Here is a 13,816-nt window from a genome sequence, read left to right on the forward strand (position 1 = left end):
ACAACGCAGCGTTCTCCGCCGCTTCGCGGCTCCGGGCCAAGGATGCATTCCCTCCCCGGCTGAAGCCGGGGATACCCTGCAAGATCAGGGATGGATCGCGGCGAGCGCCTCCACCAGGCCCGCTCCCAGGACCTGCAGCGCGGGCCCGGCGAGCGCGCCGTGGCGTACCACGGCCTCGTACAGCGACGGTCCGGCGACGAACTCGGTGGCCAGCCACGGGACTTCCGCCTCGGTGTCGGCGTCCACCACCGCCACGGTGTAGGCCCCGTTGACCGACCTGGCCGCCGCCACCTCCTGGGTGAACCTGCGCCGGAACTCGGCGTCGGCCGCGTACTCCTGCTGCACGGTCTTCACCGCGACGGGGCGCCCGCTGCCGGTGGCGGCCAGGTAGACGGCGCCCATGCCCCCCGCGCCGAGCTTGCGCAGGATGCGGTAGGGACCGATGCTCTGCGCGCTCATGCGGCGCCGGCCCGGAAGGCGCGCAGCGTGGTGGAGGAGGCGCAGTAGAGCGTTCCGCCGACGGCCGCGGTGGTCCACTGGCCCTCGTCGGAGGCCGGGCGTGACACCCAGCGGACCGCGCCTGCGGTGGCGTCCAGGACGGCGGCCCCGGACGGCCCGCCCAGCAGGGAGACGCCGAAGAAGCCGTCGCCTGCCGACGGCACCCGGAAGTCCCTCCCCGTGCCCGGCGAGGTCGCCGTCGCCACGGTGGAGTGCCACAGCCCTTTGCCGGTCGTGACGTCCAGGCAGTAGGCGGTGCCCAGGTTCCCGGACAGCAGCAGCCTGCCGGCACCGAGTGCACAGCCGAAGACCGCCTGCGGGACGGGCGGAGCCAGCCAGCGCTGCCGCCCGGTGGCCGCTTCCAGGGCCACCACCGTCTGACCGACGACGACCAGCAGCAGTTCGCCGGTGCGGATCAGCCGTGCGGGCTGCCCGGCAATGCCACCCGCGAGACCGACGGCCTGCCACTGGGACACTCCGGTCCGCAGGTCCACCGCGTGCTGGACGTCACCGTCGCGGTAGTAGCACCTGCCGTCGGCGACCAGGCCCATCAGGCTGCCGGAACCGCTGTACGAGGCCTCATCGAGGCGGGCCACGGACACCGGCGCCTGGGCGACGTCGTGCTGCCACAGCACCTCCCCGGTGCCCAGATCGGCCCCGACGACGACTCCGCCGCCGGCGGAGGCCGTCTGCCGGGCCATCACCACGGTCCGGTCGTCCGCGCCGAAGACCCGCATGCTCATCATGGCCTCCCACCGCTGCTCGGTGGGCACGGTGAGCGGGATCCGGTGGTCCTCGGCCGTGGCGTTCAGCCATACCAGACTCTTGAAGTCCATGGACGTCCCGTAGAGCAGCCCGTTCTGCGCCTGAAACAACTGGACGTCCTGCCGGGACCACGCCTGACGCCCCGTCGAGGCGTCCAGGCCGGTCGCGCCCAGCCCCGCGTTCCACCACACCGGCGTCGAGCCGATGAGGGAGAGCTGATGGTCGACCGCCACACCGCTGAACGGCTGGCTCCACAGCGGGGCCGGGGCCTCGGTCGCGGGGCTCGCGCCTCCCGCATCGGCTCCCCATGCGTCCACGGGATTGCCGACCGTCGCCGTCCCGGCCGCCGCCCGTGCCCGACGCGTGAGCAGCAGCGGCACGCCGACGGCCGCAGCCACACCCGCGCCGAGCCCGGCACCGAGGCCGAACAGGCCGCGGCGGCTGAGCGACTGCCACGTCCGCACCGGCAGCGCGGGCGGATCGGCGGGCGGCGCGGCCAGGTCGGTCGCGGCCTGCCGCTCCCGGGCGTCGAGGTCGGCCAGCAGGCCGGGACTCAGCAGTGCCGCCGGATCCACCGGAACCAGTGCGGCCAGCACGGCCGCCGCCGAGGGCCGCCGGGCAGGCTCCTTGTCCAGGCACGCGGCCACCAGTGGGCGCAACACGGCCGGCACACCGGCGAGTTCGGGCTCCTCGTAGACCGCCCGCCGGTTGATCTGCGCGGGCTCACCGGTGCCGAACGGGGCACGGCCGGTGAGCGCGTACACCAGCAGGCAGCCGAGCGAGAACACGTCCGACGAGGCGAAGGTGACGGATGCGGAGACGATGCGCTCGGGAGCGATGTATCCGGGCGTGCCGCACACCATGCCGGTCCGGGTCAGGTGAACGGCGTCGAAGGCACGGCTGATCCCGAAGTCGATGACACGCGGACCGTCCCGCGCGATGAGCACATTGCCCGGCTTGAGGTCACGGTGCACCACGCCCACCGCGTGGATCGCGGCCAGCGCCTCCGCGAGGGCCGCCCCCAAGGCCCGCGCACCCGCCTCGCCGAGCGGGCCGAACCGCCTGACCACCTCGCCGAGCGACGGCGCCGGCAGGTACGCCGTGGCCATCCACGGCCGGGAACCGCGCGGCTGCGCGTCCACCACGGGCGGCGTGTGGAACCCCGTCACCCGCCGGGCGGCCTCCACCTCCTGCTGGAACCGGCGCTGGAACCGCGGGTCCTCCGCGTACTCGGGCCGGATGACCTTCACCGCGAGCAGCCTCAGTCCGGGCGAGCGGGCCAGGTACACCACCCCCATCCCGCCCTCGCCCAACGGCCGCAGCAACTGATGGGGGCCCACGAACACGGCCGGCTGTTCCGCTATTCCTTCGGTGTCACCATTGGCAGCCACCAAGCCTCCCCCGGTATGTCGCCGCCGTCACGGACAGGGTGACACGTACCGCTCATCCAGCGGTTCCCTTCCCCGTATTGGGGGATCCCATCTGCCGGGCAGGCTGGAGGTGTCCGACGCGTTGCTCGACAGGCCGGAGACGAAGGAGAGTCCTTCAAGCCTTTCGGCGCAGATCCCGGAGCTCTGGCAGTCGCCGGAGTCCGGCCGATCGGTAGGTGGCGATGGCGGCGGCGTTGGAACTCGGCGTACACACGACGACGTTGGAGGAGCCCAGATCCTGGAGTGTCCGCGCCGCGGCGAGCACGATCGCGCGGCCGAAGCCGAGGCCGTGGTGGTCCGCGTGGACGCCCATCGGCTCGATCAGGCCTGGTCTGCCTTCTCCTGCGGACCACACCGTCGCGGCAGCCACCGGTTCGCCCCGGTCGTTGCGGGCGAGCAGGCAGCGCGCGGCGGCGTACGGGGCGGCTGCCGCCATCGAGTGCCAGCGTTCGTCGGTGAAGGTGGAATTGGCGAACGCCGAGCGCTGGACGGCAGTCCGCTCGGGTGCCTGCTCGGGCCCCACCACCTCGACGTGCACGCCTGGCTCCGGTACGGGCCCGCCGAGTTCGCGGCGCAGCGGCGTCCAGGCGTCACCGTCCTCCCAGCCGTGCCGCACCAGCAGGTCGCGGACGAGCGCGCCCGGCGGGGTGGCCACGTACGCCTCGCCCTCCGGGAGCACGCCGCGCCGGGGGGACGCTGCGTCCTCGGCCACCTGCCGTGCCAGTTCCTCGTCGTGGAGTGCCTTCGGCGCGATCTGCAGCCGCAGCACGTCCGGTCCGTCCAGCAGGCCGACGGCCAGTAGCTCCCCCGCCCGGCTCCACATCCGGACGGCTGCGGCCGTTCGCTCCGCACCGAACCGCCGGAACCAGCCGACGTCTCCCGGGTGTAGCTCCGCGGGTCGGTCGTCGTGCTGCCAGTCGGTCAACACGCCGACAGCGGAACGGAGTTCGTCGACCTTCGGCGTGCTCATCGTGATCGCCATCCCTCGATTTCACACCAGCCCGCCGACGCTCCGCACCCGATTTCCCACGGGCCTACGCCTGCTACCGCCTCACAGGCCCAACCGCCCTGTCGTCAGCCCGGCGTGGACGCGCAGCAGCAGCCCCTGGAGCACCTCCCGCTCCTCCGCGTCCAGCGGTGCGAGTACCTCGTCCTGCACCGACCGCGCCTCGGCGTCGAGTTCGGCGAGCAGCGCCCGACCCGCGTCCGTCACGGACACCGACACGCGCCGCCGGTCGGCGCTGTCGCGGGCCCGCTCGACGTAGCCGCCGGCGGCGAGTTGGTCGGCGATCTTGGCGAGGTCGCTCGGGTCCAGGGCGAGCCGCTCGCAGAGTTCGCGCTGGGCGTGCGGCCCGAAGTCGGCGAGGGCTGCCAGCACGGCCATGTCCCACAGCCGCAGCCCGCGCCCGGCCAGCCGCTCGCCGAGGCGGGCCCGCGCGGTGCGGCCGATCCGGGAGAGGAGGTAGGTGCCGAGGTCGAGCAGGGTCGGCGGCATGTCGCCCGAGAAAGGGGACGGGAACGGGGACGGGGCGGCGGGAGGGGTCATGGCTGGATTCTAGGGTTCTTCCTATAGTGGGTCTGCACCTACTAATATTCGAGTCACTCCCAGGAGCCCTCGTCATGGACGCCCTGTACCCCCGCCTGCTCGTCACGCACTTCGCCGAGTGCTTCGGCTTCTACCGCGCGGTCCTCCCGCCCCTCACCGGCGCCGTCCTGGTCAAGGGCGCCCCCGAAGGCCCGTACGCCAACTGGGACGTCGACGACCAGGCCGTCCTCGTGCTCTACGACCGCGCCGCGATGGCCGCCACCCTCGGCACCGCGGACCTGCCCGTCCGGGCCGCCGCTCAGGACTCCGCGATGCTCGCCTTCCGCGTCGACGACGTCGACGCGGCGCTCGCCCTCTGCCTCGCCCACGGCGGCACCCTCGCCGTGCCCGCCACCGACCGTCCGGAGTGGGGCCCGAACCTGCGCAGCGCCCACCTGCGGGACCCGGACGGGCACCTGGTAGAACTCCAGTCCTACTGACACGCGTCCCGGCGGCCCTGCCCGCCCGGGCGCGCAGGGCCGCCGGGACGGGCACTCAGCGGTGGAAGACCTGGAGTTCGCGGACGGCATCGTTGAAGTTGCCGCCCAGAGCGGGGGCCGGCAGGTCCATCGTCTTCTCCACGTCGAGGGTGGACCACAGGTGGACGGCGTTGCAGTTGTTGTAGCCCTTCATCGACGAGACGTTGAGCGCCACGTCGAAGTAGTTCACGAGGTGGTAGCCGGTGGCGTCGCAACCGCCCGCATCGCCGTAGAAGGCGTAGAGGACGCCACCCCCGTACTCGACGTCCTTGAACTCCTCCAGCAGCAGCGTGCGGTCCATCGGCCGCTCGGCGGAGCGGCCCACGCCGTCGGCCTTGGCGAGGGCGTCCTCGCGGGAGTCCGTCGAACAGGCCCGCCCGAGCATCGGCGACCGGCCGTCCGCGCCGGGCACGTGGCCGAGGACGGCGGCGCAGTACTGGACCGCCGGGATCGGCAGCGGCCGGGACGGGAGCGGCGAGGCCGGGGCGGCGGGTGCGACGGCGGCCGAGCCGGCGAGGGCCAGGCACGCCGCGAGGGCGGGTCCGACGATCCTGCGCGGGATACGCATGGGTACCTCCGGAACGAGGGGGACGGCGGCCGGGGACTCGGCCGCCGCGCCCATTCGACGGGCGGCCGAGCCATCTTGACGATCCGACACACCGCTTGCCGCACTAGTCGTACGTATGCCATCGGATCAGCGGGCCGGCCCGTCCTCCCACAACTCGCCGCTGTACGCCGCCACCAGCGCGCCGATCCGCGCCAGCGCCTCCTCGGCCGGCATCGGGTCGAGCCGGCGCCCGTCCCGCAGGCGCAGCGCGACGCGCCCGTCCGCCGCCTCCCGCGGGCCGATCACCGCCTGGTACGGCACCAGGCGCGCCTCCCGGATCCGCGCCCCGAGGCTCCCGTGCTCGGGACCGGCGATCTCGACGCGCAGCCCGAGGTCCAGGCAGCGCGCACGCAGCCGCTCGGCCTGCGGGACCTCGGCCTCCGAGATCGGCACCAGCACGATCTGGGCCGGCGCGAGCCATGCGGGGAACGCTCCGCCGTAGAGCTCGATCAGGTGGGCGACCACCCGCTCGACGCTGCCGATCACGCTGCGGTGGACCATCACCGGGCGGTGCTTGGCGCCGTCCGGCCCGATGTAGTGCAGGTCGAACCGCTCGGGCTGGTGGAAGTCGATCTGGACGGTGGAGAGGGTGAACTCGCGCCCGGCGCCGTCGGCGATCTGGACGTCGATCTTGGGCCCGTAGAACGCGGCCTCGCCCTCCGCCGCCTCGAACGGCACGCCGGAGCGCTCCAGCACCTCGGTGAGCAGCGCGACCGCCCGCTCCCAAAGGGCCGGGTCGGCCACGTACTTGCCGCCCGCGCCGGGCAGCGAGAGGCGGTAGCGGACGGGCACGATGCCGAGCGCGCGGTGCGCCTCGCGGATCAGCTCCAGTGCGGCGACGGCCTCGTCGGCGGCCTGCTCGGGGGTGCAGAAGACGTGGGCGTCGTTCAGCTGGATCGCCCGGACGCGGGTGAGGCCGCCCAGCACGCCGGACAGCTCGGAGCGGTACATGCCACCCAACTCCGCCATGCGCAGTGGCAGTTCGCGGTAGCTGTGCGGGCGGGAGCGGTACATCAGCGCGTGGTGGGGACAGAGGCTGGGGCGCAGCACCATCTCCTCCGAGCCGACCTGCATGGGCGGGTACATGTCGTCGCGGTAGTGCGCCCAGTGGCCGGAGATCTCGTACAGCTCGCGCTTGCCGAGGACGGGCGAGTAGACGTGGCGGTAGCCGGCGCGGCGCTCGCGGCCGCGGATGTACTCCTCCAGGGCGTGGCGGACGGCGGCGCCGTCGGGCAGCCAGTAGGGCAGGCCGGAGCCCATCAAGGGATCGGTGTCGAAGAGGTCCAGCTCGCGGCCGAGCTTGCGGTGGTCGTGCGCGGCGGGCACGTGCTCGTGCGCGGCAGCGGCGTGGTCATGCGCGGCGGCGCAGTCGGCGTGGACGTCGGCGGGGGCGGCGTGGACGTCGGCGGGGGCGTGAACGTTCATGGGGTGGTCTCCACTCGGAGGGCGGGACGAGTGGATCCGGAAACGGCGAAGCCCCGGGGCACTCGCCCCGGGGCTTCGGACTAGGTCAGCAGTCAGCGCACCGGGACTCTCTCCGGCGTCGTCGTGGCGAGTGCAGCGCGCTTCATGTGATCCACCGTAGCAGGTGGATGAAGCCGGTGGTGATCTTTTCTCGGACCCGCCGCTCGGCCCGCGGTCAGTCGGCCTCCGGCCGCAACCCCCTGCGCACGACGTCCAGCAGGCGCTCGCGGGAGCCCTCCTCGGGCTGCGTGAATTCCCGCGTGAGGCAGGCCAGCATGAGCGCCTTGACGTCCGCCACGGTCACGTCCGCCCGCACCGCCCCCGCCCGCTGCGCGCCGACGAGCAGGTCGCGCAGGGCCGCACCCACGTCGTAGCCGGCCTCGATCGCGGCGCCCTCCATGTCGAACCCCGCGCCGGCCAGGGCCTCGCTCAGCCCCCGGTTGATCGCGCCCTCCGCGACCATGTAGGCGAAGAACCCGAAGAAGGCCTCGCCCGGCTCCTGCCCGTCGGCGAGGGCGCGGGCCCGCTCGACCAGCCGCTCGACGCGGCTGAGCACGATCGCCCGGAACAGGTCGTCCTTGGTGGGGAAGTGCCTGCTCACCGTGCCCGTGCCCACGCCGGCCCGCCGGGCGATCCGTTGGACGCTCACCGCGAGGCCCTCCTCCGCGAAGGCCGCCGAGGCGGCTTCGAGCACCTTCACGCGGTTGCGTTGCGCATCGGCCCGCACGCCCCGTCTCCCTCCGCCCGTTCGGGCCCCGATCGCCGTTGACAACCGGGACGGGCGTCCCGGATAGTGAAAGCGGGACGCTCATCCCGATTGTACTCTCCGTCACCAGGAGGATCGGATGGCACAGCACCGCTGGACCGCCGAGCGCATCGCCGACCAGACCGGCCGCACCGCACTGATCACCGGGGCCAACACCGGCGTCGGCTTCCACACCGCCGAGTCGCTGGCCCGGCGCGGCGCCACGGTGGTGCTCGCCTGCCGCGACGCCGAACGCGCCGAACAGGCCGCCGCACGGATCCGCGGCACCGCACCGCGATCCCGCGTCGTCACCCTGCCGCTGGACCTGGCCGCACTGTCGTCCGTTCGGGCCGCGGCCGACCAACTCCACACGGTGTGCACCGGGTTGGACCTCCTGATCAACAACGCGGGCGTCATGTGGGCCCCGCCCGGCCGCACCCGGGACGGCTTCGAGACACACCTCGGGATCAACCACCTCGGCCACTTCGCGTTCACCGGACTCGTGCTCGACCTGCTCCGCGACACTCCGGGCGCCCGGATCGTGACGGTCACCAGCCCCGCCCACCGGTCGGCACGACTCGACTTCGACGACCTCCGGTTCACGCGCGGGTACCGCCCGGCCTCCGCCTACGCCCGGTCCAAGCTGGCCAACCTGCTCCACGCCCACGAGTTGCAGCGCCGCCTCGTCGCCTCGGGCTCCGCCCTGCTCTCGGTGGCCGCTCACCCCGGCGCGGCCCGCACCGAGCTGAACCGTTCGATGCCCGCCCTCTTCCGGGGACCGTCCTGGGGACTGTGGCGCCCGTTCACCCACACCGCCCAGCACGGCGCCCTGCCGATCCTGCGCGCCGCCACCGACCCGGAGGCCGGGGGAGGCGAGTACTACGCCCCCAGCGGCCCGGGCGAGTTCAGCGGCCACCCGGTCGTGAGGAGTTCGAGTCCCGGCTCGCACGACACCGGCGCGCAGCGGACGTTGTGGGAGGCCTCGGAGCAACTGACCGGCGTGCGCTACGACTTCGGAGCATCCGATGAGTGAGAAGGGACGAGCGGCATGGCTGGGGCTCGCGGCCGGCGGCGTGCAGTCGCTCGACTTCCTCCGTGAACGGACGGGAGCGTTCGATGCCGTTCCCGGCTCCGTTGCGGCGCCGGTCGTCATCGCGGCCACCCTGTCGTTGTGGACGCTCGCGGGCCTCCGCGCCGCGGACCCGAGGTCCGGCGCCCGTGCCGGACTGCTCAGTGCCGCGGTGACGACGCTGGCGCTCTGGAGCACCATGCTGCTGAGCGGCAACGTCCTCATCGGGTACGCCTGTTGGCACGCGGCCGCCTTCCTTCCCTTCGGCGCCCTCTGTGCCGCCCTCCCGCCCTGGTGCCACAAAGGGCCGCGGGCCGACGAACGCCCGGCCGCCGGGGCCGGATAGGTTGTCGGCATGACCTTGTCGACACGTACAGCAGTCGCCGCCGACCGTGCCAGAGTGCTCGCCCTGATCGACGGCGCCCGGGGCGACGGACTGTCCCCGGAGGAGCGCGCGGAGCGGGGTTTCGTGCAGGGCCGCTTCGACGAGGACAAGCTCGCCGGCATGGAGGCCACCACCGGCATCTACATCGTCGAGGAGGACGGGCGGATCGCGGGCGCCGCCCTCACCGCTCCCGCCTCCCCGGCCCTCGACGAAGGGCCGCCGCGTCAGACCTGCGAGGCCGCCGTGCGCGCCGGGCTCGCGCCGGACCGCTTCTACCTGTACGGGCCGGTGGTCGTGGATCCGGAGTTCCGCGGGCGCGGGGTCGTGCGGCGCCTGTTGCGGGCGGTCGACGCGAACCTGCGCGACCGCTTCGACCACGGCGTCCTGTTCGTCGAACAGTCCAACCACAAGTCGCTCGCGGTCCACCGGCACCTGGGCATGCGCGAGGCGGCGGAGTTCACCGTGGCGGACCGCGCGTACACCGTGTTCAGCTTCGCGTCCGGCACCTTCTGCGACCAGCCGGCCACGACCCCGGCGGGCTGAGCGCGTTACCGCGCCACGGCCGCACCGGCGGCGGCCACGTCGGCCGCCGCCCGGACGAACTCGCGGACCCGCTCCGTCGTGTTGCCCGGCAGCCAGACCGGGCCGCGCTCGATCGGCGGGGCGTCGCGGATCGGGACGTAGGCCAGGTCGGGACGCGGGTAGTACTGGCGGCAGTGCTCGCCGACCGGCAGGACGCCCCGGCCCAGCGCGACCAGGCTGAGCATCTCGGAGAACGTCCCGCCCGACGGCCCCTTGGGCACGGGGCGGCCGGACGGGGTGCGGTCGGGGGTGCGGTCGCGCTTGAACCCGACCGACGTCACCGCCGGGTACTGCACCACCGGGTGGTCCGCGAGCACGTCGAGCGACACCGACTCCTCCGCCGCCAGCGGGTGCCCGGCCGGCACCGCCAGGACCCGGCGCTCGGTCAGCAGGACCGGCCCGGTGGCCATGCCGTCGAAGGGGAAGGAGGCGACCAGGACGTCGACCGAACCGTCCGCCAGGCCGGACCGCGAATTCGAGAGCTGCGCCTCCCGGACGTCCACCCGGCAGTCGGGGTGCCGCTCGCCGAACAGCGCGACCGCCCGGAGCAGCACCGGCGCCGTCCACTCCCCCATGAACGCCACCCGGAGCTCGCCCGTCACCCCCCGGCCGGCGTCCACCGCGCGGCGCAGCGCCTCCTCCATCGCGGCCACCACCGGGACGAGGTCATCGGCCAGCTGCCGACCGACCGGGGTGAGCCGGACGGACCGGCTGGTGCGCTCGAACAGCGGCGCGCCGATCCGGCGCTCCAGCTTCCTGACCACCTGGCTGACCCGCCCGGTGGTGAGGTTCAGCAGCTCGGCGGTCCGGCCGAAGTGCAGTTCCCCGGCGAGCGCGAGGAAGACCTCGGTCTCCAGCCGCTCCAGCATGGTGCCCCCTCGCCCGCCGCTCCCGGCATCGTTCGATCCGGCATCGCCTACTCCGGCACCGCTCACTGCGGCATCATGCAGCATCGTTTAATTCAGCTCAACGATCATACGACGATCCGGCATTGATGATCACTTCCGGGCGGAGGATCGTGGAACCCGTCACCAGCGGAAACCACACCCCCGGAGCCGCCACCATGCGCGTCATCGCCTTCGACCACCTCGTCCTCAACGTCGCCGACATCGAGCGGTCCCTCGCCTTCTACTCCGGCCTCCTCGGCCTGGAGCCCGTCCGGGTCGACGAGTGGCGGGCCGGCAAGGTGTCCTTCCCATCCGTCCGGGTCACCGCCGAGACCATCATCGACCTGGTGCACCGCCCCCGGCACGAGTCCAACGTCGACCACATCTGCCTCACCGTCGAGCCCCTCGACTGGCAGGAGGTCATCGACTCGGGCGTCTTCACCGTCCTGGAGGGCCCCGTCCCCCGCTACGGCGCCCGCGGCACCGCCACTTCCGTCTACGTCCAGGACCCGGACGGCAACACCGTCGAACTCCGGTGGTACCCGCAGGACACCACCGCCTGAAGCAGAGGGGGTCGTCCCGGACCCACGGGGGTGGACCGGGACGGCCTCCTCGGAACCCCGGAAGGACAGCAGCCGGTGCGAGGATGTCGGCATGTACTGGTACCTGACCGTACGGCCGAACCGCCGCCACGACGGGAATGTGGCGGCAGGAGTGCTGCTGGCGCACCTGGACGCGGTGCCCGGCCTCCGGAGGACCGACCTGGCTTCCTACCGGGCCGAGGACGACCGCGAGTGGCTCGATGTGAGCATCGCCGCACGCGGCGAGACCGGCGGCTACGCCGTCCACGAGGGCCGGGTGCCGGCGCGGGTCGACGTGGTGGAGCTGATCTGCTCCACGCCCGGCGGCTACACCGCCGCGCTGGCAGTGGCCACCGGGATCGCCGACCTGCTCGGCTGGGAGGTCGTCGACTCCGAGAGCGACGAAGTCCTGCACACCGGGGCGGCACCGTCCACGTGAGGACCGAAGCTCCCGGTTACGCAGGCCTTCCCGAACTCAGTAGATGACTTCGCAGCCCCGGGCCGTGAGCGCTTCGAGCAGGGCGGGGGCGGGGGTCACCGGGTTCCAGCGGAGGTCGAGCTTCTCCAGGGCCGGGAGTTCGGTGAGCCACGGCGGGAGGGTGGCGATCCGGTTGCTTCGCACGTCGAGGCGGCGCAGCAGGGGCAGGCCGGCGAGGGGTGGCGGGAGCTCCGTGAGGTGGTTCTCGCGCAGGTCGAGCTCGCGCAGGTTGGCCAGGTCGCCGATCGACGCGGGCAGGGTGCTCAACCGGTTCTCGCGCAGCCAGAGTTCGCGCAGGGCGCCGAGGCGGCCGATCGAGTCGGGGAGCGCGGCGAGCCGGTTGTACTGGGCGCGGAGCTCCACCAGCGATGCCATGTCGCCGATCGTGGACGGGAGTTCGCGGAGCCGGTTCTCGCCGACGTTGAGGTAGCGCAGCGCGGTGAGACGGCCGAGGGTGTCGGGCAGGGTGAACAGCCCGTTGTCGTGCAGGTAGAGGAAGTCGCGCAGGCCCGTCAGATCGCCCAGTTCGGCGGGGAGGTCCGCGAGTTTGTTGTGGCCGAGGTCGAGGGTGCGCAGGCGCTGCAACGCGCCCACGGCGGGCGGGACTTCGGTGAGGCCGGTCTCGGCGAGGATCAGGACGGTCACGTCGGTGCGGTCCCACACGTCGGCCGGCAGCTCGGCGAGGGGCCGGCGCCAGAGGTTCAGGGTCGTCACACCGTCTCCTCGGACAGACCGGACAGACCGGCCAGGCCGGTCAGCTTGTCGGGATTGACCTGGAAGCGCAGGTTCTGGAGGCGGCCGTCGGCGATGTCGTAGGTGAGCGCGCCGACCGGCTGGCCGTCCATGGTGAACAGGACGCTCTGCTCGCCGTTGATGACGGCCGACCGCCAGGCCATGCCCTGGAGTTCGGGCTTGGCGAGGACGCCGAGGATCCAGCGGGCGACGCCGTCGGTGCCGTGCAGCGGGCGGCGGGCCGCGGTGACCTTGCCGCCGCCGTCGGACCACGCGGTCACGTCCGGGGCGAGGAGCTCCATGACCGCGTTCAGGTCGCCGCCGGTGCAGGCCGCGAGGAAGCGGTCGGTGATCTCGCGGCGCTGTTCCGGGTCGCTGTCGAAGCGCCGGCGGTGGGCGCGGACGTGTTCGCGGGCGCGGTGGGCGGTCTGGCGGACCGTCGCCTCGCTCCGGTCGAGGAACCCGGCGATCTCCGCGTGCGAGAACCCGAAGGCCTCGCGCAGCACGAACACCGCCCGCTCGACCGGGCCGAGGCTCTCCAGGACCACGAGCATCGCGGTGGAGACGGAGTCCGCGAGCTCGGCGCCGTCCGCGATGTCCGGGGCGGTGAGCAGGGGTTCGGGCAGCCAGGGGCCGACGTACGCCTCGCGCTTGGCCCGGGCCGAGGTGAGCCGGGTCAGCGAGAGGTTGGTGACCGTGCGCACCAGGTAGGCCCGGGGGTTGGCGACCGTCTCCCGGTCGACGCGGGACCATGCGAGCCAGGCGTCCTGCAGCACGTCCTCGGTGTCGGCGACGCTGCCGAGCAGGCGGTAGGCGGTGCCGAAGAGGAGTCGGCGGTGCTCGGTGAAGTCGTCCAGCGCGTCCGGCGCCGCAGGTGTGTTGATCACGCCGTCAGGCTGCCAGCGGCGCACCTGCCACCGCAAGTGCCCAGCGGCCGCGTCACAGCCTCACGGCCGGGGTGGCTTCGCTGCGCTCCGCCGTCGGCGGAACGGTGAGCACCGGACAGCGCGCGTGCTTCAGGCAGTGGGCGGCGACTCGGTCACGGCCGCGGGCGGAGCGGAAGCGGCCGGTGCGGGTGCTCGTGCCCAGGACCAGCAGGCCGCCCTCGCGGTCCGCGATCCGGACCAGGGCGGCGGCCGCTGCACCACGCACCAGTTCGCCGTCGGCGACGACCCCGGCCGCGAAGGCCAGTTCCATCGCCGCGGCCAGCACGTCGGCGGCGGTCTCCCGGGCCTCGACGACCGGGGGCCAGTCCGGGTAGCGCAGGGCGCGCCGCTCACCGACCGGCGACTTCCAGGCGTGCACGGCGAGCAGGCCGGCCCCGGTGCGCCGCGCCTCGGCGATCGCCCACCGCAGGGCCGCGCGGCTCCCCGGTGATCCGTTCACGCCGACCACGATCCGCCGTCTCGGCCCCTCGTCCCAGCCGTTCCCTGCCATTCCTGCCCTTCGACGGTGCCCTGCCGGATCGCGGATCGAGACTGCCGAGCCCGCCTCGATCCGCCCGGCCTTGACACCCACCATGCCCACCG

At 73.3% G+C, this 13,816-nt stretch carries 17 protein-coding genes; 6 read left to right on the plus strand and 11 right to left on the minus strand.

Annotated elements, in window-relative coordinates; translation table 11 throughout:
* Positions 1 to 84: 84 nt before the first annotated feature.
* From ACFVU9_RS20050 to ACFVU9_RS20065, 4 genes are all read right to left on the minus strand, one after another.
* Entirely contained in the window at positions 85 to 459 is a 375-nt protein-coding gene (locus ACFVU9_RS20050) for a protein kinase (RefSeq protein ID WP_387594962.1), read from the minus strand.
* Positions 456 to 2,654 (minus strand): protein kinase, encoded by a 2,199-nt coding sequence (locus tag ACFVU9_RS20055; protein WP_387594965.1) that lies wholly within the window; start codon positions 2,652 to 2,654, stop codon positions 456 to 458. The genes ACFVU9_RS20050 and ACFVU9_RS20055 overlap by 4 nt, the downstream gene beginning before the upstream one ends.
* A gap of 154 nt (positions 2,655 to 2,808) precedes the next feature.
* On the minus strand, positions 2,809 to 3,675 hold the full coding sequence (locus ACFVU9_RS20060) for a GNAT family N-acetyltransferase (protein ID WP_387594967.1): 867 nt from the start codon (positions 3,673 to 3,675) through the stop codon (positions 2,809 to 2,811).
* 69 nt (positions 3,676 to 3,744) lie between these two features.
* Complete coding sequence (locus tag ACFVU9_RS20065) at positions 3,745 to 4,239, minus strand: MarR family winged helix-turn-helix transcriptional regulator (protein ID WP_387594970.1); 495 nt, start codon at positions 4,237 to 4,239, stop codon at positions 3,745 to 3,747.
* A gap of 74 nt (positions 4,240 to 4,313) precedes the next feature.
* Between ACFVU9_RS20065 and ACFVU9_RS20070 the strand changes: the two genes are divergently transcribed.
* Complete coding sequence (locus ACFVU9_RS20070; protein ID WP_387594973.1) at positions 4,314 to 4,718, plus strand: VOC family protein; 405 nt, start codon at positions 4,314 to 4,316, stop codon at positions 4,716 to 4,718.
* Positions 4,719 to 4,773: 55 nt separating this feature from the next.
* Here the strand turns inward: ACFVU9_RS20070 and ACFVU9_RS20075 are convergent, their stop codons facing one another.
* The 3 genes from ACFVU9_RS20075 to ACFVU9_RS20085 all read right to left on the minus strand — a co-directional run bounded on the left by ACFVU9_RS20075 (position 4,774) and on the right by ACFVU9_RS20085 (position 7,555).
* On the minus strand, positions 4,774 to 5,325 hold the full coding sequence (locus tag ACFVU9_RS20075; RefSeq protein ID WP_387594976.1) for a hypothetical protein: 552 nt from the start codon (positions 5,323 to 5,325) through the stop codon (positions 4,774 to 4,776).
* Between the two features lie 126 nt (positions 5,326 to 5,451).
* Entirely contained in the window at positions 5,452 to 6,789 is a 1,338-nt protein-coding gene (gene thrS / locus ACFVU9_RS20080; protein ID WP_387594979.1) for a threonine--tRNA ligase, read from the minus strand.
* Positions 6,790 to 7,003: 214 nt separating this feature from the next.
* Positions 7,004 to 7,555, minus strand: a complete 552-nt coding sequence (locus tag ACFVU9_RS20085) for a TetR/AcrR family transcriptional regulator (protein ID WP_387594982.1) — start codon at positions 7,553 to 7,555, stop codon at positions 7,004 to 7,006.
* A 118-nt stretch (positions 7,556 to 7,673) separates the two neighbouring features.
* On the opposite strand from ACFVU9_RS20085, the gene ACFVU9_RS20090 reads away from it, so the two are divergent.
* Genes ACFVU9_RS20090 through ACFVU9_RS20100 form a run of 3 tightly spaced genes read left to right on the plus strand, consistent with a single transcriptional unit; the run spans position 7,674 to position 9,570 of the window.
* Positions 7,674 to 8,606 (plus strand): oxidoreductase, encoded by a 933-nt coding sequence (locus ACFVU9_RS20090; protein WP_387594985.1) that lies wholly within the window; start codon positions 7,674 to 7,676, stop codon positions 8,604 to 8,606.
* The gene (locus ACFVU9_RS20095) at positions 8,599 to 8,988 is read left to right on the plus strand and encodes a hypothetical protein (RefSeq protein ID WP_387594987.1); all 390 of its coding nucleotides are present in this window, start codon (positions 8,599 to 8,601) and stop codon (positions 8,986 to 8,988) included. The genes ACFVU9_RS20090 and ACFVU9_RS20095 overlap by 8 nt, the downstream gene beginning before the upstream one ends.
* A gap of 9 nt (positions 8,989 to 8,997) precedes the next feature.
* Positions 8,998 to 9,570, plus strand: coding sequence for a GNAT family N-acetyltransferase (locus ACFVU9_RS20100; protein WP_380447555.1), 573 nt, complete (start codon positions 8,998 to 9,000; stop codon positions 9,568 to 9,570).
* A 5-nt stretch (positions 9,571 to 9,575) separates the two neighbouring features.
* Here ACFVU9_RS20100 and ACFVU9_RS20105 read toward each other — a convergent pair whose 3' ends face one another.
* A complete protein-coding gene (locus ACFVU9_RS20105; RefSeq protein WP_387594990.1) occupies positions 9,576 to 10,478 on the minus strand; it encodes a LysR family transcriptional regulator in 903 nt (300 codons plus the stop codon).
* Between the two features lie 194 nt (positions 10,479 to 10,672).
* On the opposite strand from ACFVU9_RS20105, the gene ACFVU9_RS20110 reads away from it, so the two are divergent.
* Complete coding sequence (locus ACFVU9_RS20110) at positions 10,673 to 11,059, plus strand: VOC family protein (RefSeq protein ID WP_387595102.1); 387 nt, start codon at positions 10,673 to 10,675, stop codon at positions 11,057 to 11,059.
* A gap of 91 nt (positions 11,060 to 11,150) precedes the next feature.
* On the plus strand, positions 11,151 to 11,516 hold the full coding sequence (locus tag ACFVU9_RS20115) for a hypothetical protein (RefSeq protein ID WP_387594993.1): 366 nt from the start codon (positions 11,151 to 11,153) through the stop codon (positions 11,514 to 11,516).
* Between the two features lie 36 nt (positions 11,517 to 11,552).
* Here the strand turns inward: ACFVU9_RS20115 and ACFVU9_RS20120 are convergent, their stop codons facing one another.
* Genes ACFVU9_RS20120 through ACFVU9_RS20130 form a run of 3 tightly spaced genes read right to left on the minus strand, consistent with a single transcriptional unit; the run spans position 11,553 to position 13,808 of the window.
* Complete coding sequence (locus ACFVU9_RS20120; protein ID WP_387594995.1) at positions 11,553 to 12,269, minus strand: leucine-rich repeat domain-containing protein; 717 nt, start codon at positions 12,267 to 12,269, stop codon at positions 11,553 to 11,555.
* Positions 12,266 to 13,174 (minus strand): RNA polymerase sigma-70 factor, encoded by a 909-nt coding sequence (locus tag ACFVU9_RS20125; RefSeq protein ID WP_387594998.1) that lies wholly within the window; start codon positions 13,172 to 13,174, stop codon positions 12,266 to 12,268. Before ACFVU9_RS20125 ends, ACFVU9_RS20120 begins: the two co-directional genes overlap by 4 nt.
* A gap of 52 nt (positions 13,175 to 13,226) precedes the next feature.
* Positions 13,227 to 13,808, minus strand: a complete 582-nt coding sequence (locus ACFVU9_RS20130; protein ID WP_387595001.1) for a universal stress protein — start codon at positions 13,806 to 13,808, stop codon at positions 13,227 to 13,229.
* Positions 13,809 to 13,816 lie beyond the last annotated feature (8 nt).

Origin of the sequence: Kitasatospora sp. NPDC057936, from assembly GCF_042887525.1 — a bacterium.
Lineage (GTDB): Bacteria > Actinomycetota > Actinomycetes > Streptomycetales > Streptomycetaceae > Kitasatospora.